This is a genomic window from Burkholderia sp. 8Y, assembly GCF_902506145.1.
Classification (GTDB): domain Bacteria; phylum Pseudomonadota; class Gammaproteobacteria; order Burkholderiales; family Burkholderiaceae; genus Caballeronia.
In genome coordinates this window covers 1,009,271-1,027,039 of sequence record NZ_LR733519.1, presented here as the reverse complement: position 1 = coordinate 1,027,039, position 17,769 = coordinate 1,009,271, and the positions used below count along the sequence as shown (strand labels likewise).

The following is a 17,769-nucleotide window of genomic DNA, read 5'->3' as shown; positions in this document are numbered from 1 at the left end:
GGCATCTGGAATCTGTCACGTCGACGGCTGTGGCGGAGGGTGGCTGATTCGTTGGAGGAGAAGTTGTCTCTGCCGGCGCGGACTCGGCGGTGACCTCATGCTCTGACGCGCTGAGTTGTGGCGTCCATCGCGGCCGTGCCCCGGGGCGTTGATTCGTAAGAAGAGGGTCGGCGCCGGCGAACGATTCCGCCAGGCCGGCTCGCGCTCCGACAGTTGACTCGGTGCCGTGAACCGCTACGTCGGGAGGGCGTCTGATTCGCGCAAGAAGATGGTTGTCTCCCGTAGCGCGAGGTCGGCGGGATTCGCTCGCGTTTTGACGCGTTGACTCTCTCGTCTCCACCGCCGCGCCGGGGACGCCGAGTTCGTGAAGGGAGGCTGTCGCCTGAGTGGGCACGCTTATCGGCATGCGTGCTTTGCCTATGAACCAACGATTCGACAATGCGCGATGTCGTTGAGTGCGTCCGCAAGCTGTTGCCTACTCCGATTCCCAATCCCGGATCTGCCCGGTTCTGTTCTGCGGATCGCAGCGCGGGAAGAAGTGCTCGTGCGTGCCTTTCCTGGCGAGCGAAGGCGCTCGCACTCCACAGCGCGCGCTCGACGCATCGCACGCGGCGAAGCGCCGTCCTACCTGCGACCTTCGATCTGCCCGGCGTCCGCTGGCGGCGGCAAGGTGCCGCTATGATCTTTCAGGCCGACGCCCGTCAGCTTCACCCGCCGCGCTTCGTTGAGCAGCCAGTGCAGCTTGAACGCGGCGGCATCGTAGCCGAGCCCTGCGGGGCGCACGTTCGAGATGCAGTTGCGTTCGGCATCGGTGCGTCCGGCGCGCGGCTCATACGTGACGTACAGCCCGAGACTGTCGGGCGAACTCAGGCCGGGCCGCTCACCGATCATCACGACGACGATCCGCCCCCGTAAAAGCTCACCGATGCGATCGCCCAGCGCGACGCGCGCCTGCGTCGCGATGACGACCGGGCCGATGGTCCAGCCGTCGAGCATCGCGCGCATCTTCGACAGAAGCGGCGCGGCGTGACGCTGCCCGGCGAACGCCGAGAGGCCATCGGCGGCGACGAACACCACATCGGGCGCTACGTTGTCTTTGCTCGCGTGATCGGCGAGGCGCGCGGCGCTGGCGTCGTCGAGTGTGCGGCCCAGATCGGGACGACGCAGGTAGTGTTCGCGATCCGGCGCGGCGCTCGCGACGTCGAGCGTGGTGAAACCGGCTGCGTGCAAGCTTTCGGCGAGCGACGCCGTGTCGAGCGGCTGATGCACCGCGTCGCGCGCCTGCGCGTGCGCGAGCTGGAACGCGAGGAGCGGCGCGGTCGGCAGACTGCAGCCCGCGCGGCCGGGCGCGATACGCGCGTTCGTGAAACGCCTGAGCGCGTCCCAAGGATCGGCTTCGACCGTGCTGCGCGTGGTGTCGTCCGTCATGGGTCGATCCAGTCGAGCAGCGGTCGCCCCGCCGCGCCCGAGAAATGCGAAAGCAGCGCGCCGTGTCCGTCCGTGACGCGCATTCTCGCGAGCCACGCCTCGAATTCCGGCGCGCGCTTCAGGTTCAGCACGCGGCGCACGTACAACGCGTCGTGGAACGAGGTGCTCTGATAGTTGAGCATCACGTCGTCGGCGCCGGGCACGCCCATGATGAAGTTGACGTTCGCGACGCCGAGCAGCGTCAGAAGCGTGTCCATATCGTCCTGATCGGCCTGCGCGTGGTTCGTGTAGCAGATGTCGCAGCCCATCGGCACGCCGAGCAGCTTGCCGCAAAAGTGATCCTCCAGTCCCGCACGAATGATCTGCCCCCCGTCATACAGATACTCCGGCCCGATGAATCCGACCACGGTATTCGTCAGCAGCGGGCGGAAGCGGCGCGCCACCGCGTAGGCGCGCGCCTCGCACGTCTGCTGATCGACGCCATGATGCGCGTTCGCCGAGAGTGCGCTGCCCTGGCCGGTCTCGAAGTACATGACGTTGTCCCCGACGGTTCCGCGCGCGAGCGATTGCGCCGCGTCGTGCGCTTCCTGCAGGAGCGCGAGCGACACGCCGAAACTGGCGTTGGCGCGCTCGGTGCCCGCAATCGACTGGAAGACGAGATCGACCGGCGCGCCGTGTTCGATCGCCGCGAGCGTGTTGGTGACGTGCGTGAGGACGCACGACTGCATCGGCACGTCGTAACGCTGGCGGAAGTCGTCCATCATCGCGAGCAGCGCGGCAATGTCCGCCGGCGAATCCGAGGCCGGATTCACGCCGATGACGGCATCGCCGCAGCCGTAGAAGAGGCCGTCGAGCATGGATGCGGCGATGCCCTTCGGATCGTCGGTCGGATGATTCGGCTGTAGCCGCACCGAGAGCCGTCCGGCCAAGCCGATCGTCGTGCGAAAGCCCGTGACGACTGGGCGCTTTCTCGCGGCGAGAATCAGATCCTGGTTGCGCATGAGCTTGGATACGGCGGCGACCATTTCGGGCGTCAGGCCCATCTGGACGGCTTCGAGCGCGGCGGTGTCCGTCGCATCCGAAAGCAGCCATTCGCGCAATTCGCCGACCGTCAGATGCGCGATGGGCGCGAAGGCGGCGGCGTCGTGCGTATCGACGATCAGCCGCGTGACTTCGTCGGCTTCGTAGGGAATGAGCGGCTCGTCGAGGAACGCGCGCAACGGCACGCCGGCAAGCGCCATTTTGGCGGCGACGCGCTCTTCCTCCGTGGCCGCGGCGACGCCCGCGAGTTCGTCGCCGGAACGCTGCGGGCTCGCGCGGCCGAGCAGCGTCTTCAGGTCGTCGAAGCGGTAGCGGCGCACGCCGATGCTTGCTTGATAAGTCATCGATTCTCCCGCCCGCATGACCGGATTCGCGATGCCCTTACTGTAACCGCATCGCGTGCGCGCGCAAAAATGCGCCGCAAAACCGAATTCGCCGCCCGTGCGATAATTTCGGGCTTCGCCCCGCCGAATCGCGCTCAATTTTCGTGAAAAACCTTCTCGCTCAGATCGACCGTCTTCAGGATTTCGACGAAATCGTCGATGTCCGCACGCCGCTCGAATTCGCCGAGGATCACATTCCCGGCGCGATCAACGCGCCGGTGCTCGACAACGAAGAGCGCGTGATCGTCGGGACCATGTACAAGCAGGTGTCGCCGTTCGAGGCCACGCGCGTCGGTGCGGCCATGGTCGCGCGCAACATCGCCCGTCATCTCGACACGATCTTCGCGGATCGCCCGCGCAACTGGCGCCCGCTGATCTATTGCTGGCGCGGCGGCAAGCGTTCCGGCTCCATGACGACGTGGTTCAACATGATGGGCTGGCAGGCGCGGCAACTCGATGGCGGCTATAAAAGCTACCGGCGCGACGTGCTCGACCGGCTCACGGCCTTGCCGGCGCAGTTTCGCTTTATCGCGCTGATCGGCCATACGGGCAGCGGCAAGACGCGCCTTCTGAACGCGCTCGCGCAGGCGGGCGCGCAAGTGCTGGATCTCGAAGGGCTCGCCGCGCATCGCGGCTCGCTGCTCGGCGCGTTGCCGGGGCAGCCGCAGCCGTCGCAGAAGGCGTTCGACTCCGCGCTCGTTCACGCGCTGCGCGGCTTCGATCGGGCCAAGCCGGTTTTCATCGAGGCGGAAGGGCGGCGCATCGGCGCGCTTTCCACGCCGGACGCGCTGCTCGACAGTCTGCACGCGGCCGCCTGCGTGGAAGTGCAAGCGCGCCGCGAGGACCGCATCGCGTTCCTGTTGCAGGACTACGCCCACCTTTTCGACAATCCCGCGTTCTTCAAGGCGCAATTGTCGAAGCTCGTCGCGCTGCATAGCCGTGAGCGCGTGGAGCATTGGCATCGGCTGATCGATGAAGGCGAGCGCGCTGCGCTTTTCGCCGAACTGATCGACCGCCATTACGATCCGGCGTACGGCCGCAGCAGCCGCGCGCTGTACACGCAGTTGCCGCACGCGGCGCATATGCTGTTTCGCCCGAACGATGCCGATAGCGTCGATCAGGCGAAGGCGCTGCTCGCGCAGTTATCCGAGACAACGCCCGCGCTCGGCTGATTTTCATTTATCTGATTCGACCAAGAATATGACCACGCTTCGACAACCTCGCGTCGCGTTCGGCTGGCTGGTGTTCCTGCTGATCGCCGTCGCGGGCCTTTTCTACGTCAAATGGTTCCCGTACTACAACCGCGCGTTCGTGGCGGCGAGCCAGCATTCCATCGGCAAGTCCATTCTGATGGGCGCCTCTGCGAGCGCGCCGCAGCCGTCGTGGCAGGCGGCGCTCGACTACGCGATGGCCTATGGCAAGGCCATCTGGCAGGCGATGGTGCTCGGCCTGTTGCTCGGCTCTGCGGTGCAGGCGCTGATTCCGCCGCAGTGGGTGGCGCGCGCGCTTGGCCGGCATGGCTTCGGCAGCGTGATAAACGGCGGCCTGATGTCCTTGCCCGGCATGATGTGCACCTGCTGCGCGGCGCCGGTCGTCGCGGGATTGCGCGCGCGTCAGGCGGCGCCGGGCGCGGCGATCGCCTTCTGGCTCGGCAACACGGTGCTCAATCCAGCGGCGCTGGTGTTCATGGGCTTCGTGCTGGGCTGGCAGTGGACGGGCTTGCGTCTGGTGCTGGGCGTGCTGATGGTGTTCGGCCTCGGCTACGCGGTGAACCGGATGGTGACGCCTGCGCAGGCGGCGGCATCGCGCGAGGCGCTCGCGAAGCTGATCGAAGAAGACGAGCCGGGCACGGCGTTTTCCCGCTGGATCAAGATACTGGGCCGCATGACGCTGCGGCTTGTGCCGGAGTACATCCTGCTGGTGCTGCTGCTGGGCGCGGCGCGTGCGTGGCTCTTTCCGCACATCGGGCCGGATATCGATAACGGCGTGCTGTGGATTGTCGCGTTCGCGGTGGCGGGCACGCTGTTCGTGATTCCGACGGCGGGCGAAGTGCCGATCATTCAGGCGATGCTGTCGCTCGGCATGGCGGCCGGACCGGCGGGCGCGCTGTTGATGACGCTGCCGCCTGTCAGCGTGCCGTCGATGGCGATGCTTGCGCGGTCGTTCCCGCCGCGCGTGCTGGCGTTCGTGGCGGGGGCGGTGGTGGTGTTCGGCGTGATAGCGGGGGCGGTCGCGGGCTGGGTGTTTTAGGTGGCTGAGGCGCGGGATGCGGCCGTCGCGCGGTCCGCGTGTTGACTCTCATCAAATCCGCCCTATGCCTGAGCGTCGACACGTGCGTCAAGAGCCATTCAGATTCTGACCATATTTTGCAAACGCGCCCGTAGATACCCAGTACGCTGAGAGTCCCGAAACAGAGGACGACTTACTTATGCGGTGCAACATGCTATATGTGCCACTCCAAAACGGGTGGCAATGTACGCTGATTCCAGGGTCTCAATACTGGGACTTGACGCGTTGGGGGCGCGGATATAGTGATATGTCGGCCCGCGCGCTATACCCGAACTCCGGTCGGGACAACTCCGCCTGTGGAATGTGCGGCCCCTGAGCGAAGTGGACAAGAGCGAGTTATGGGAGAAAGACCGGCTCAGGCGACTCGCCGACGACCGAGCGGCTTTCGCTCGACACTTCCGGCCGAATTGGGATTTGCGCTTTATTGCTGGCGCGAAGGCGCTGCGCGACATTCAGGCATTTGTCCGCGACCGGCTAAAAGTGGCGCACTGGAATCTGCCAACCGACAACTCTGCGGTGCGGAAGCTGCTACGGGATGCAGTGACGTCGGGCCGCCTTGTACCTGTAGTGAACCGCGCATATAGGGGAGTGCCGCGCATGGCGCCGTCCAACCCGGCACCGCAGTACTGGTGCGCGACAGGCAGCGGTGGCTATGCGTACCCGGCCGAGGTCTTGAGCGGCGCTGCATTCTTCGCGCTCAAGCGGGCAAACGGCGAACTTCCAGAGACGAATGCACTCTTTGGCGGCGTTGCGGGTGCTACGCTCAATCCGTTGCCGCATCTTAGTGCTCCCGCCACGGCGGACGATGAGTTTGACTTGCTGGGCGCAGCGGAATCTGCGGCGGGCGCTTTGCTTGGCGGCGGTGACGATGATTCGGACGACGGCGACGGCGACGGAACGAACTTGTTCGATGGCGCAGAAGGCGATGACAGCAGTGGCGGCTCTACATCGCTTTACGATGCGCAACCGTTCAAATATGGCGACGACTCAAGCAGTGACGATGTGATCATCGTTGCCGCGCGTGGTGTTAGCGAGGCAGACGAGGGTGAACGTTACGCTCAGTATGAGCGTGATATGGACGAATGCTCCGCTTATCGAAGCGCAATGGGCGGGCAGCGGTTCATGGATGCATGCTCGCAACGAGCGTTCTCAGACTATCAGCAATGTCGAGGGTATTAATGGCAAACCATACCGAAAAACGTTGTGTCGTTGTAATGTGGTCTGAAGAAAAAAGGGCTCTTGTTTCCTACACGCTTGATGTAGAGAAAGTGCTCGCAATTACTTCGCGCCTATTTCCTCTTGAACTTCCCGCCGCCGACTACAACGAGACATTCGACGATGAATTCGCTAGGCGATTTGGGGGGGCCACGCTCAACTTACTTGCGCTATCAAACCCAGAACTTAAGCAGTATATGAAAGTCACCCAGTCAGACGACTGAGCCTCAAAGAAGGGTTAGCACTTCCCGAGATCGATTCGTCGCTGGCGACGTTTCGGGTGCGACGCTTGATCGGTGCCAAATACAGGCGCGCCCGCCGCGGCGGACGATGGGTTCGACTACTCAACGCTGTGCAATTGGCGGCGGGCGCTTTTGCTCGGCGGCGTTGACGATGATTCGGACGACGGCGACGGTACGGACCAGGCTTACTCGTTCGATCGCGCAGAAGGCCGGACGAAACAGTTCGTCCGAAGTGTTACCCATGTCTCCAGTCTATACAGCAGCAAAGAAAGTGACCCCTCCGCCGTGGAGGCGGCTACTGCAAGAACCGCGCGTTACCGCGAAACGCCGGCGAAGAAAGAAAATCAAAAGCGCACCCCCGCCCCCCACCAAATCAACAACTTGAACGGCAGCGCCAACAACATAGCCCCACCAACGCCCGCCACCCAAAGCGCAACAAACCAAAACAGCTTCTTAGCACCCACACCGCCGCGCTCAATGGTAGTGATGTTCGCCATGCCGCACCTTCCCTCTGAATACCCAATAACCCAACGTCGTATAAGCGACGATCACGGGCAGAATGACCGCCGCCCCGACGATCGTAAATAGCTGACTAGAACGCGGCGCCGCCGCATCCCAGATCGACACGCCGGGAAAAATGTCGTGCGGCGAAATGCTCGCGACCAGTCCCGCGTAACCGAGCACCACGAACCCGAGCGCGACGGCGAACGGCCGCTTTTCATGCCGCGATGCAATCGACCGCCGCATCGCCCACGCGCACGCGACGACGAGCACCGGCACCGGCAGCATGCGATAAAACAGCGGCGAATCGAACCACCGCGACGCGATGCCCGCATCGAGCAATGGCGTCCATACGCTGACGACGGCAATCGTCGCGAGTTGCAGAAGCGTCAGCGGCCAGACCACGCGATACATGCGCCGCTGCAAGTCGCCTTCGGTTTTCGCGATCAGCCAGCACGCGCCGAGTAGCGCATACGTGACGACGAGCGCGCCGCCCGTGAACATCGAAAACGGCGTGAACCAGCCGAAGCCATCGCCGGAAAAACGGCCGTCGGCGACCGGAATGCCGTCGAGAAACGCGCCGAGCGCCACGCCCTGAAAGAAGGTCGCGCCGGCCGAGCCGCCGATGAACGCGAGGTCCCACATCGGCTTGGTGCGCGACGCCTTGGCGCGAATCTCAAACGACACGCCGCGGAAGATCAGGCACACGAGCATCAGCACGAGCGGCAGATAAAGCGCCGACAGCACGGTGGAATAGACCATCGGGAACGCGGCGAACAGCCCCGCGCCGCCGAGCACGAGCCACGTTTCGTTGCCGTCCCAGACGGGCGCGACGGTGTTCATCATCACGTCGCGGTCGTGCGGGTCGGGGAAGAACGGAAAGAGAATGCCGATGCCGAGGTCGAAGCCGTCGAGCACCACGTACATCAGGAGACCGAGCGCGATGATCGCGGCCCAGGCGAGTGTGAGGTCCATATTCATGCTCCTTCGATGGACTGATTGGGCAAGGAAAGCGGCCGGCGCGCGGTGCCCGCCGACCCAAGCGGCGCGTGCGGCGTCTCGCCCGGCAGCGCGGGGCCGTGGCGCAGCAGCTTCAACAAGTAATAGATGCCCGTGCCGAAGACGATCGTGTAGACGACCACGAACGCGAGCAGCGACACGCCGACCTGCTGCGCGGTGACGGGCGAGACGGCATCGGCCGTACGCATCACGCCGTAGACCACCCACGGCTGGCGGCCCGCTTCGGTCGTGACCCAGCCCGCGAGCAGCGTGATGAAGCCGGTCGGCCCCATGACGAGCGCGAAGCGATGAAACCAGCGCGCGTCGAACAGCCTGCGCCTGCGATGCAGCAGCCATCCCGCGATCGACATCAGGATCATCAGCACGCCGAGGCCCGCCATCACGCGAAAACTCCAGAACACGAGCGTCGAATTGGGGCGCTGGTCCTTCGGAAAAGACTTGAGCCCACGGATTTCGCCGTCCCAGCTATGCGTGAGGATCAGGCTGCCGAGATGAGGAATCCGCACTGCGTATTTCGTCGTCTCCGCCTGCATGTCGGGAATGCCGAACACGTTCAGCGCGGTGCCGCCTTTCTCCGTGTCCCAGATGCCTTCGATCGCCGCGATCTTCGCCGGCTGATATTCGCGCGTGTTGAGACCGTGCGCGTCGCCGACGAGCGCCTGAATGGGCGTCAGCGCGAGCAGCAGCCAGAGCGCCATCGAGAACGTTTTCTTGATCGCCGGATCGCGGCGGCCCTTCAGCAGATGCCATGCGCCCGTTGCCGCGACGACGAGCGCCGCGACGATGAACGCGGCAATCGCCATATGCGCGAGCCGGTACGGGAACGACGGGTTGAAGATGATCGCGAACCAGTCGACCGGCACGACGTGATCGCCCTCGATGCGAAAGCCTTGCGGCGTCTGCATCCAGCTATTGGAAGCGAGAATCCAGAACGTCGAGATGAGCGTGCCGATGGCGACCATCAGCGTCGCGCCGAAGTGCGCCTTCGGGCCGACCTTGTTCCAGCCGAACAGCATGATGCCGAGGAAGCCGGCTTCGAGAAAGAACGCGGTCATCACCTCGTAGGTCAGAAGCGGCCCGGTGACGGGACCGGCGAAGGTCGAGAAGCCGCCCCAGTTAGTGCCGAATTCGTACGCCATGACGACACCCGACACCACCCCCATGCCGAACGCGACCGCGAACACCTTCGACCAAAAAAGACACAATTCCTTGTAGACCGGCTTGCCGGTTTTGAGCCACGCGCCTTCGAGCACGGCGATGAAGCTCGCGAGCCCGATTGATAGCGCCGGAAAAATGATGTGAAACGATACGGTGAACGCGAACTGTATCCGCGCCAGATCGAGTGCTTCAGGAGTCGATTGCATGATGACATGTGCCGTGAAATTCGCGCGCTCGCGCTGCGTGGTCTGGGGGCGCCTTTGTTTTCAAGATTGCGTGTGATGATGGAGCGGAGCTTAGCGCGGATCCCCTGTGCATGTTGCGCTGCGTCAGCTATCGACGCTTGCGCGGAAATGCCGCAGTTTCAACGCGTTAGCGCGCCTATCAGCTTGATACGGCGCGGATTTCGAGATGGCGTCGGCGCATGGTCCGAGCGACGCGTCCGCGATTTGTCGCGACAATCGACCGCACTGCATCACGCGCATGGGCGTACATTCGGCAATGCGCTCGCATCGAAGTGAGCTGACGAACTTTGACGGACCGGCTGCGCCGGGGAGGGCGGAAGCGCGGGTACGATAATCGCTTTGGTGAGCCGCGCGCGACGCGCGAACATAACGGAGAAATCAGCATGCGCCTCGATGATGAAGCGGAAAGTCAGAACGTCGAAGACCGGCGCGGGTCGGGCGGATTCAGCATTGGCGGCGGGTCGATCGGGATCGGGACGATCATCGTCGCGCTGGCGGCGTCGTATTTCTTCGGCATCAATCCGATGACGATCATCAACGGCGCGCAAGTTCTGCACGGCAACGCGCCGCAACGCCAGGCCGCCCCGAGCGACGCGCCGCCCGCCAACGATCCGGGCGCGGTCTTCGTGCGCCGCGTCCTCGGCAATACGGAACGGACGTGGGAGCACATCTTTCGCACGCAATTCAATCAGGACTATCCGGCGCCCAAGCTCGTGCTGTTTTCGGGCGGCACGCAGACCGCGTGCGGCATGGGCCAGGCGGCAATGGGACCGTTCTACTGTCCGGCTGATCGCAAGGTGTATATCGATCTGTCGTTCTACCGCGAACTGCGCGACCGTTTCGGCGCAGGCGGCGACTTTGCTCAGGCTTACGTGATCGCGCACGAAGTGGGGCATCACGTGCAGAACGTGCTCGGCATTTCGGACAAGGTGGACCGTGCGCGTGCGCGGATGTCGCCTGAGCAGGCGAATGCGTTATCCGTTCGCGTGGAGTTGCAGGCGGATTGCTTCGCCGGCGTGTGGGCAGCAGTCGCGCAACGCGACAATGCGAAGCTGATCGAACCGGGGGACTTCGAGCAAGGCTTGAATGCGGCCGGCGCGATCGGGGACGACCGTTTGCAGCAGGAAACGCAAGGCCGGGTGGTGCCCGAAGCGTTCACGCATGGGACGAGTGCGCAGCGGCAGCGGTGGCTGCGGCGGGGCATGTCGACCGGCGATGTAAGGCAGTGCGATACGTTTTCGGCGCAGGGGTTGTAGGGCGTAAGGTGCGCCGGGGGCGTCGCTTCATTGAGGTACTGCCGCTAAATGCAATTCGTCGCTGCGTAGAGCGGCTGCGACTGGACGATAGCCTCGTCGTTCGCGCGGGCGAGGGCGCTTCTGAACATGCCGAAGGCGGCGATCTCTCGTCCGAGCTTCGTTCGGGCAAGGACGAGGGACGCACGACGTGCGCATTGCTCCAGACGCGCCGCATCCTTCGTTCGCTGAGCGGAGCCGGAGCTGCGTCCGAGATTTATGCGCATAACATCGCGCGGCGGCAACTAATGACCGAAAGTGCCGCCAGCTCCGTGCTCTATCACTGCTAGCGGACTTCCAGCGCGCACCGGCTCAGCTTCCCGGGAAGCCGTCCGGAAAGAGCCGCTCAATGGCGGCTTCAAAATGCTGCACCGGCGCGGCGCCGCGCAGCGCGATGGGCGGCGGCGGCTCTTTTCCCGGCGCGGGTTCGCGCGACAGCACGGCGAACGGAACGCCGGTCACGCCGATTGTCTTCGCGAATTCTTCGTCTTCGATGACGAGATCGGTGTAAGTGCCTTCATCGAGCGCCTCTTCCAGCAGTTCTGGATCGACGCCGCACGTGGCCGCAATGTCCAGCAGCGCGTCGGTATCGCCAATATCGATGCCTTCCTCGAAGTACGCCTTGAAAATCGCGCGATGCACGACGTCGTAGCGGCCCGACTCACGCGCGAAGAGCGCCGTTTCGAACGCCTTGCGGCTGCGCGGCGCGACGGGCGGCATACGCATGGGCAGCGCGCGCTCGTCGGCGAGCGGGCGCACCGACTTCTCCCACGCTTCGGCGATGTGCTCGCTGTTCGGATCGAGCAGCGGGGCCGGCTCGGGACGCAACTCGAACGCGTGCCAGCGAATCTCGACCGCGTCCCCGTAAGCGTTGCGCAACTGGTCGAGCACCGGCGTTTCCAGGTAGCAGAACGGACAGACGAAGTCCGACCAGACGTCGATGAACAGAAGGGGCGTGGATGCCATGAAAGCCTCGGAACGAATGAAGTGCGGCGGTGTTCGCGTGCTGTAGAGCGGCGTCGACCGCGAATCCGCTATGTTAGCGCGTGCCGCAGCGCGCCGCGCCAGCCCGGCGCTCGTCAGAAGCCGCCGTCGATCTCGATCTTGCTTCCGTCGAAAAAGCGCGACAGCCGAAACGCGTGCGGATCGACAAGCGGGGCATCGTTCGCGACGATATCCGCCATCAACTTGCCCGCGCCGGGACCGATGCCGAAGCCGTGGCCGGAGAATCCCGTGCCGATAAACAGCCCCGGCATGCGCTCGACGCCCGAGATGACCGGCACGGCATCCGGCGTGACGTCGATATAACCGGCCCACGACTGTTCCACCGTCAGACGCGCGAGCGACGGAAAGATCGCGCGGAACTCGGCTAGCGCGGTTTCGTTGAACGCGTCGACAGGCGCGGGATCGAGCGTGCGCACGCGTTCGAAAACCGTCGGGCGGTCGAGCGGCCAGCGCCGCGGGCGGCGCAACGCCTCGAAAAAGTGCGCGTTGAAGCCGAGCTTGATGGAACCGACTTGGCTCTTGAGCGCGGGCAGGAACTTGCCGAAGAGGCGAAAGCTGTCGGGCGTGATATCGCTGTAGCTGCGAAATGCATTCGCAATCGAATAGCCGCCGTCCAACCGCTTGCGATAGCCGACCGACTGATTGCATGCGCTCACTTCCGGGCCGTCCGGCAGCGGCGCGGTGCGTATGACGGATGAACGCACCATCAACTGCGGCACGTCCACGCCGAGATTGCCCGAGAAAAGCCGCGTCCACGCGCCGCCTGCGATCACCACGCTGTCGCAGCGAATTCGCCCGTGTTCCGTCACGACGCCGCTGACCGCGCCGCCGCTCGTCTCCACGCCGCGCACGGCGCATGGCATCGCGATCTTGACGCCGCGCTCGCGCAAGGCGGCCGCCATCGCGGGCACGGCGCGCTGCGGTTCGGCGCGGCCGTCGCTCGGCGTGTAGATGCCGCCTGCGAAGCGCCGCACCGCGCCGGGCATGAGCGCGGCGGTTTCATCCGGCGACACGATGCGTGAATCCAGCGCGCCGCGCCCGACTTTCGCGATGGCGCGCGTGAGCCACGCTTCATGATCGGCGAGGGCGTGGGCGTCGTCGGCGGCATACAAAATGCCGCATTCGCGATAGCCGCTGTCGATGCCCAGTTCCGCATCCATGCGACGCCACAGTTTCAGGCTTTCGAGGCTGAGTTCCAGTTCCCGCAAGTCGCGGTGCGTGGCGCGGCACCAGCCCCAGTTGCGGCTCGACTGCTCGCCCGCGACATGGCCCTTCTCGCAGACGGCCACCGAAAGCCCTTTCTCCGCGAGAAACCGCGCCGTGCTGATCCCGATCACGCCGCCGCCCACGACGACCACATCGACGCGTTGGGGCAGCACACGGTCTTCCGCGATGCGTTCGGTAGGCGGTCCCATGCTAAGCGGCGCTTGAAGTGGCGGCGTGTCGTGCGAGTGCATTCATGCTGTGCGTGAGCCGATGAAGTGGACGAGGCAAGCATGCTAAGGGAATCGGCGAGGCTTCGCCATCGAACAAAAGTCGTGCGCCAGCGCGCTCGCTGCGCCGCGAGCCCCGATCCGCTACGATGAACGCGATGCTTCGCGCAGTCCCTTCGGCGCGACGTGTCCATCGACCACGCGTCATCGGGACCGGGCGTGGCGCGCGCAGTCATCGGCGTCCAGGCGAACGCGCCCGGTCGAACGCAATGGCAACCATTTTCATGGAGAACTCTCGTGCAAAAGACGGCATCGGCTAAATGGAGCGGCGGCATCAAGGACGGCAAGGGTTTCATCTCGACGCAAACCGGCGTGCTCAACGAAGCGCCGTACGGATTCAAGTCGCGCTTCGAGGAAGGTCCGGGCACGAACCCCGAGGAATTGATCGGCGCGGCTCACGCCGGCTGTTTCACGATGGCGCTTTCGCTGCAGCTCGAACAGGCGGGCATGAAGGCGGAAAGCCTCGAAACGAAGTCCACGGTCACGCTGGAGAAAGACGGCGAAGGCTTCACCATCACGTCTTGCCAGCTCGATCTGAAGGCGAAAATCCCCGGCGCGGACAAGGCCGCGTTCGACAAGGCCGCGCAGGCGGCGAAGGAGGGCTGCCCGGTGTCGAAGCTCTTCGCCGGCAACGCCAAGATCACGCTGAACGCCGAACTCGTGTCGTAACGCCTCGCTGAACGGCGCGTCGCGGACGGCTCAGGCCGTCCGTTTTCTTTTGTGTCGTGGTATTGCGTGTCATCGTCGGCGGTGTTTGCGCCCGCTATCATGCCGATGGCGTCGTCGTTGGCCGGGGCGGTTGCATCCCACCCTTGCCGACGACCCCATTCACCTCACTCCGCCCGGAGCGCCGATGAAACTCAAGCTCGACTGGACCCTCGTTGCGCCGATTCTCGCGCTCATCGTGCTCGGCGCGGCCGCGCTCATGCACAGCGCCGTGCTGACGGCGCTGGCGGCGATCGCGCTGGCCTGCGCGGTTTTCGCGGCGGTGCATCACGCCGAAGTGGTCGCGCATCGCGTCGGGGAGCCGTTCGGCACGCTGGTGCTGGCGGTGGCGGTGACGATCATCGAAGTGGCGCTGATCGTCTCCGTGATGCTCTCTGGCGGCCCCGAGAAGGCGGCGCTGCCCCGCGATACCGTCTTCGCCGCGATCATGATCTGCGGCAACGGCATCGTCGGGCTTTGTCTGCTGATGGGCGGTCTGCGGCATCACGTGCAGGACTTCCAGCTGCAAGGCGCAAGCGCCGCGCTCGCCATTCTTTGCGCGCTGTCCGTGCTGACACTCGTGCTGCCCAACTTCACGAGCACGGTCGCGGGCCCCGCGCTCTCCACGTCGCAACTGGTCTTCGTCGGCGTGGTGTCGCTCGTGTTGTACATCGTGTTCGTGTTCGTGCAGACCATTCGGCATCGCGATTATTTCCTGCCGTTGGTGCCGAAGGCGACATCCGCCGACGCCGATGACGGTCCGCACGCGCCGCCGCCGAGCAACGCCGAAGCGTGGATCGCGCTCGTGTTTCTGATGGTGTCGCTCGTCGCGGTGGTCGGGCTAGCCAAGCTGCTGTCGCCCGCCGTCGAGGCCGGTGTGGCGGCGGCGGGCGCGCCGGAAGCGGTCGTCGGCGTGGTCATTGCCGCGCTCGTGCTGCTTCCCGAAGGGTTCGCGGCGCTGCGCGCGGCGCGGCTCGACCGCTTGCAGACAAGCCTGAATCTGGCGCTCGGCTCGGCGCTCGCGAGCATCGGATTAACAATTCCGGCGGTGGCCATCGTGTCGATCGGCATGGGCCAGCCGATCTCGCTCGGCCTCGCGCCGAAGGAGATCACGATGCTCGCGCTGACGCTGATCGTCTCCGTCATCACGCTCGGCACGGGCCGCTCGACGGTGCTGCAAGGCGTCGTGCATCTCGTCATTTTCGCTGCGTTTCTGTTCCTTTCCGTCGTGCCGTGACTCTCGCAGTTTGCTAACATTCCGGGTTTTCCCGCAAGGGATCAACGCGCGCCGCGTCCGCATTCGTGCAGCACGCCAACGCAAGCGCGTCAGCCATCACCGCTAGTCTCGAAGGATTGGAATGTCGCAGAAGAAGTTCGTCAGCAAGTCCGCATCGTTCGCTCTGCGCGCGATGCTCGCCGCACTCGCCATCACCTCGTTGTCCGCGCACGCGAAGGACATCACGCAAATCCGCTTCGCCGTCGATCCGTCGTATCCGCCGTTCGAGTCGAAGCAGCCTGACGGCAAACTCGTCGGCTTCGATATCGACCTCGGCAATGCCCTGTGCGCGCAGATGAAGGTCAAGTGCGTCTGGGTCGAGAACAATTTCGACGGCATGATTCCCGGCCTGAAGGCACGCAAATTCGACGCCGTGCTCTCCGACATGGGCATCACCGATGAGCGCCTGAAGCAGATCGACTTCACCGAGCCGCTCTACGACACGCACGCGCAACTCGTCGCGCGCGCCGGCTCGGGCATTCTGCCGACGCCGCAGGCGCTCAAGGGCAAGCGCGTGGGCGTCGAGCAGGGCACGGTGCAGGAACGCTACGCGAAGGCGAAGTGGGAACCGCAGGGCGTGACGATCGTCGCGTACGCCGATCAGGAACAGGTCGAGGGCGACCTCGTCGCGGGCCGCATCGACGCCATGTTCACGGACGCGGCGCAGGCGGCCATCGGCTTTCTGAAGAAGCCGCAGGGCAAGCCGTTCGCGCTTGTCGGGCCGATCGTCGAGGACAAGGCGATTATCGGTCCGGGCACGGCCATCGGCCTGCGCAAAGGCGACGCCGATCTCCAGAAGGGCCTGAATCAGGCGTTCGACGCGATCAAGAAGGACGGCAGGTTCAAGCGCATCATGGCGAAATACTTCGCGACGGACGTCTCGATCCAGTAATCGCGCGAGCGTCGTTCATGCGTCGGAAGGCATCGTTCGCGGTGCCTTTCGCTTTTTTACGCGGCAGTTTCGAAGGTCAGATGCGATGCAGATTCACGATCACTCGCTCGTCGGCGCCGCGCTCGGCACCCGGCGCGCGATCACGAGCTATTCGTTCGGACCCGGCGGCGAGACCGCGCCGAAGGTCTATATCCAGGCGTCGCTGCACGCGGACGAGTTGCCCGGCATGGTCGTCGCGTGGATGCTGAAGCGGCGCTTCGCCGCGCTTGAGGCGGCGGGCGGGCTCAACGCGCGCATCGTGCTCGTGCCCGTCGCGAATCCTGCCGGGTTGAATCAGCACTGGTTCGGCACGCACATGGGCCGCTTCGACATGCAGTCGGGACACGACTACAACCGGCGCTTTCCCGATCCCGGTCCTGCGCTCGCGACGCAACTCGACGGCCGCTTCACCGACGACGCCGCGCGCAACGCCGGACTCGTCCGCGCCGCGCTGCGCCGCCATTTCGCGGCAAGCGAAGGCGCGACGGAGCTGGAATCGCAACGCATCGCGCTGATGCGTCTCGCGTGCGACGCGAATCTGGTCATCGACCTGCACTGCGACTGGGAAGCCGTCGCGCACCTGTACACGACGCCCGCTGCGTGGCCCGCCATCGAGCCGCTCGCGCGCTATCTCGGCAGCGAGGCGCAATTGCTGGCCGACGTGTCGGGCGGCGAGCCGTTCGACGAAGCGTGCACGTCGGCGTGGCGCTACCTGCGCGATGCGTTCGGCGCGCGTTTCCCGATCCCGATGGGCGTCACGCCGGTCACGCTCGAACTGCGCGGCGTGCGCGATGTGTCGCACGAAACGGCGGCGCACGACGCGCAGGCAATCGTCGATTATCTGACGCACGCGGGCTTCATCTCGGGCGATGCACCCGAGCCGCCGCCGCTTCATCATTGCCCGACGCCGCTTGCCGGGTGCGAGTACATCCACGCGCCGGTGTCCGGTGTGATCCTGCATCGGCGTGAGGTGGGTGAGCGCGTGCGCGGCGGCGCGACGATTGCCGACATTCTCGATCCGCTGGAGGATCGGCTGATTCCGCTTGTCGCGCAAACGGAGGGCGTCCTGTACGCGCGCCACTGGACGCGTTTCGCGACGGCGGGAATGCTCGTCGCGCGGATCGCGGGCCACGGACCTGCGCGCCACGGCCAACTGCTGGCGAAGTGATGAATCGGAAAATCCGACCGGGCGCGCGACGCGGGACGGTGTATCTTTTTTGAGAAATGGTTGCAGTGCAGCATGAAAAGGGTATAGTTAGGGTTATCCCCTAGCTACTTACCCCGAGAGACGCTCATGAAAACCACCGCTCAACAATCTTTGCTCGTTTCGTTCGGTTCGTGGATGCGCGCGGCGAAGGCTGCGGTGCGTCGCGAGTGGGATCGCGCCCTGCAATTGCATCTGCAAAACTGCGAAATCCTCGTTGAATCGTATCGCCGCAAGTAAGTCTGCGTCGGCCTGACGCCCGGTCAAAGCGCATCAGCATTGGACAAAGCCCCCGAAAGCGAACGCTTCCGGGGGCTTTGTCATTTCATCGAAGGGAACGC

18 protein-coding genes are annotated in these 17,769 nt (G+C 64.7%); 10 read left to right on the top strand and 8 right to left on the bottom strand.

Annotated features, from left to right (window positions below; genetic code table 11):
- Nucleotides 1-624: 624 nt before the first annotated feature.
- Both eutC and GV035_RS04465 read right to left on the bottom strand, forming a co-directional pair.
- Nucleotides 625-1,428 (bottom strand): ethanolamine ammonia-lyase subunit EutC, encoded by an 804-nt coding sequence (gene eutC / locus GV035_RS04470; RefSeq protein ID WP_159833771.1) that lies wholly within the window; start codon nucleotides 1,426-1,428, stop codon nucleotides 625-627.
- Nucleotides 1,425-2,813: an ethanolamine ammonia-lyase subunit EutB gene (locus GV035_RS04465; protein WP_159833769.1), complete on the bottom strand. Its 1,389-nt coding sequence runs from the start codon at nucleotides 2,811-2,813 to the stop codon at nucleotides 1,425-1,427. The genes eutC and GV035_RS04465 overlap by 4 nt, the downstream gene beginning before the upstream one ends.
- A gap of 143 nt (nucleotides 2,814-2,956) precedes the next feature.
- Between GV035_RS04465 and mnmH the strand changes: the two genes are divergently transcribed.
- From mnmH to GV035_RS04445, 4 genes are all read left to right on the top strand, one after another.
- Nucleotides 2,957-4,024, top strand: coding sequence for a tRNA 2-selenouridine(34) synthase MnmH (gene mnmH, locus GV035_RS04460; protein WP_159833767.1), 1,068 nt, complete (start codon nucleotides 2,957-2,959; stop codon nucleotides 4,022-4,024).
- A 28-nt stretch (nucleotides 4,025-4,052) separates the two neighbouring features.
- Complete coding sequence (locus GV035_RS04455) at nucleotides 4,053-5,102, top strand: permease (RefSeq protein WP_159833765.1); 1,050 nt, start codon at nucleotides 4,053-4,055, stop codon at nucleotides 5,100-5,102.
- Nucleotides 5,103-5,462: 360 nt separating this feature from the next.
- The gene (locus tag GV035_RS04450; protein ID WP_159833763.1) at nucleotides 5,463-6,320 is read left to right on the top strand and encodes a hypothetical protein; all 858 of its coding nucleotides are present in this window, start codon (nucleotides 5,463-5,465) and stop codon (nucleotides 6,318-6,320) included.
- Nucleotides 6,320-6,580: a hypothetical protein gene (locus GV035_RS04445; protein WP_159833761.1), complete on the top strand. Its 261-nt coding sequence runs from the start codon at nucleotides 6,320-6,322 to the stop codon at nucleotides 6,578-6,580. Before GV035_RS04450 ends, GV035_RS04445 begins: the two co-directional genes overlap by 1 nt.
- A gap of 120 nt (nucleotides 6,581-6,700) precedes the next feature.
- Here GV035_RS04445 and GV035_RS04440 read toward each other — a convergent pair whose 3' ends face one another.
- The 4 genes from GV035_RS04440 to GV035_RS04430 all read right to left on the bottom strand — a co-directional run bounded on the left by GV035_RS04440 (nucleotide 6,701) and on the right by GV035_RS04430 (nucleotide 9,483).
- The gene (locus GV035_RS04440; RefSeq protein ID WP_159833759.1) at nucleotides 6,701-6,841 is read right to left on the bottom strand and encodes a hypothetical protein; all 141 of its coding nucleotides are present in this window, start codon (nucleotides 6,839-6,841) and stop codon (nucleotides 6,701-6,703) included.
- 101 nt (nucleotides 6,842-6,942) lie between these two features.
- Nucleotides 6,943-7,095: a hypothetical protein gene (locus GV035_RS29030; RefSeq protein ID WP_201303902.1), complete on the bottom strand. Its 153-nt coding sequence runs from the start codon at nucleotides 7,093-7,095 to the stop codon at nucleotides 6,943-6,945.
- Complete coding sequence (gene cydB, locus GV035_RS04435; RefSeq protein WP_159833757.1) at nucleotides 7,073-8,074, bottom strand: cytochrome d ubiquinol oxidase subunit II; 1,002 nt, start codon at nucleotides 8,072-8,074, stop codon at nucleotides 7,073-7,075. Before cydB ends, GV035_RS29030 begins: the two co-directional genes overlap by 23 nt.
- A 2-nt stretch (nucleotides 8,075-8,076) precedes the next feature.
- A complete protein-coding gene (locus GV035_RS04430; protein WP_159833755.1) occupies nucleotides 8,077-9,483 on the bottom strand; it encodes a cytochrome ubiquinol oxidase subunit I in 1,407 nt (468 codons plus the stop codon).
- A 422-nt stretch (nucleotides 9,484-9,905) separates the two neighbouring features.
- Here GV035_RS04430 and ypfJ point away from each other — a divergent pair, with 422 nt between their 5' ends.
- The gene (ypfJ, locus tag GV035_RS04425) at nucleotides 9,906-10,778 is read left to right on the top strand and encodes a KPN_02809 family neutral zinc metallopeptidase (RefSeq protein WP_159833753.1); all 873 of its coding nucleotides are present in this window, start codon (nucleotides 9,906-9,908) and stop codon (nucleotides 10,776-10,778) included.
- A 348-nt stretch (nucleotides 10,779-11,126) separates the two neighbouring features.
- Here the strand turns inward: ypfJ and GV035_RS04420 are convergent, their stop codons facing one another.
- Nucleotides 11,127-11,780 (bottom strand): DsbA family oxidoreductase, encoded by a 654-nt coding sequence (locus tag GV035_RS04420; protein ID WP_159833751.1) that lies wholly within the window; start codon nucleotides 11,778-11,780, stop codon nucleotides 11,127-11,129.
- A gap of 113 nt (nucleotides 11,781-11,893) precedes the next feature.
- Nucleotides 11,894-13,234: an NAD(P)/FAD-dependent oxidoreductase gene (locus tag GV035_RS04415; RefSeq protein ID WP_159833749.1), complete on the bottom strand. Its 1,341-nt coding sequence runs from the start codon at nucleotides 13,232-13,234 to the stop codon at nucleotides 11,894-11,896.
- Nucleotides 13,235-13,549: 315 nt separating this feature from the next.
- Between GV035_RS04415 and GV035_RS04410 the strand changes: the two genes are divergently transcribed.
- From GV035_RS04410 to GV035_RS04390, 5 genes are all read left to right on the top strand, one after another.
- Entirely contained in the window at nucleotides 13,550-13,981 is a 432-nt protein-coding gene (locus tag GV035_RS04410) for an OsmC family protein (RefSeq protein ID WP_159833747.1), read from the top strand.
- 184 nt (nucleotides 13,982-14,165) lie between these two features.
- Nucleotides 14,166-15,254 carry a calcium:proton antiporter gene (locus GV035_RS04405; protein WP_159833745.1) on the top strand — a complete coding sequence of 363 codons (1,089 nt, stop codon included), beginning with the start codon at nucleotides 14,166-14,168 and terminating at the stop codon, nucleotides 15,252-15,254.
- A 121-nt stretch (nucleotides 15,255-15,375) separates the two neighbouring features.
- The gene (locus GV035_RS04400; protein ID WP_159833743.1) at nucleotides 15,376-16,185 is read left to right on the top strand and encodes an ABC transporter substrate-binding protein; all 810 of its coding nucleotides are present in this window, start codon (nucleotides 15,376-15,378) and stop codon (nucleotides 16,183-16,185) included.
- An 85-nt stretch (nucleotides 16,186-16,270) separates the two neighbouring features.
- Nucleotides 16,271-17,392, top strand: a complete 1,122-nt coding sequence (locus GV035_RS04395) for a succinylglutamate desuccinylase/aspartoacylase family protein (RefSeq protein WP_159833741.1) — start codon at nucleotides 16,271-16,273, stop codon at nucleotides 17,390-17,392.
- 126 nt (nucleotides 17,393-17,518) lie between these two features.
- A complete protein-coding gene (locus GV035_RS04390; RefSeq protein ID WP_159833739.1) occupies nucleotides 17,519-17,668 on the top strand; it encodes a hypothetical protein in 150 nt (49 codons plus the stop codon).
- The last annotated feature ends 101 nt before the right edge of the window (nucleotides 17,669-17,769 follow it).

Excerpts from the sequence above, each read along its gene's own strand:
- GV035_RS04440 (WP_159833759.1), bottom strand. The coding sequence starts at position 6,841 with ATGGGTAACACTTCGGACGAACTGTTTCGTCCGGCCTTCTGCGCGATC.
- GV035_RS04430 (WP_159833755.1), bottom strand. The coding sequence starts at position 9,483 with ATGCAATCGACTCCTGAAGCACTCGATCTGGCGCGGATACAGTTCGCG.
- GV035_RS04445 (WP_159833761.1), top strand. The coding sequence starts at position 6,320 with ATGGCAAACCATACCGAAAAACGTTGTGTCGTTGTAATGTGGTCTGAA.
- ypfJ (WP_159833753.1), top strand. The coding sequence starts at position 9,906 with ATGCGCCTCGATGATGAAGCGGAAAGTCAGAACGTCGAAGACCGGCGC.
- GV035_RS04415 (WP_159833749.1), bottom strand. The coding sequence starts at position 13,234 with ATGGGACCGCCTACCGAACGCATCGCGGAAGACCGTGTGCTGCCCCAA.
- GV035_RS04395 (WP_159833741.1), top strand. The coding sequence starts at position 16,271 with ATGCAGATTCACGATCACTCGCTCGTCGGCGCCGCGCTCGGCACCCGG.
- GV035_RS29030 (WP_201303902.1), bottom strand. The coding sequence starts at position 7,095 with ATGGCGAACATCACTACCATTGAGCGCGGCGGTGTGGGTGCTAAGAAG.
- GV035_RS04390 (WP_159833739.1), top strand. The coding sequence starts at position 17,519 with ATGAAAACCACCGCTCAACAATCTTTGCTCGTTTCGTTCGGTTCGTGG.
- cydB (WP_159833757.1), bottom strand. The coding sequence starts at position 8,074 with ATGGACCTCACACTCGCCTGGGCCGCGATCATCGCGCTCGGTCTCCTG.
- GV035_RS04455 (WP_159833765.1), top strand. The coding sequence starts at position 4,053 with ATGACCACGCTTCGACAACCTCGCGTCGCGTTCGGCTGGCTGGTGTTC.
- GV035_RS04400 (WP_159833743.1), top strand. The coding sequence starts at position 15,376 with ATGTCGCAGAAGAAGTTCGTCAGCAAGTCCGCATCGTTCGCTCTGCGC.
- GV035_RS04420 (WP_159833751.1), bottom strand. The coding sequence starts at position 11,780 with ATGGCATCCACGCCCCTTCTGTTCATCGACGTCTGGTCGGACTTCGTC.
- eutC (WP_159833771.1), bottom strand. The coding sequence starts at position 1,428 with ATGACGGACGACACCACGCGCAGCACGGTCGAAGCCGATCCTTGGGAC.
- GV035_RS04405 (WP_159833745.1), top strand. The coding sequence starts at position 14,166 with ATGAAACTCAAGCTCGACTGGACCCTCGTTGCGCCGATTCTCGCGCTC.
- GV035_RS04465 (WP_159833769.1), bottom strand. The coding sequence starts at position 2,813 with ATGACTTATCAAGCAAGCATCGGCGTGCGCCGCTACCGCTTCGACGAC.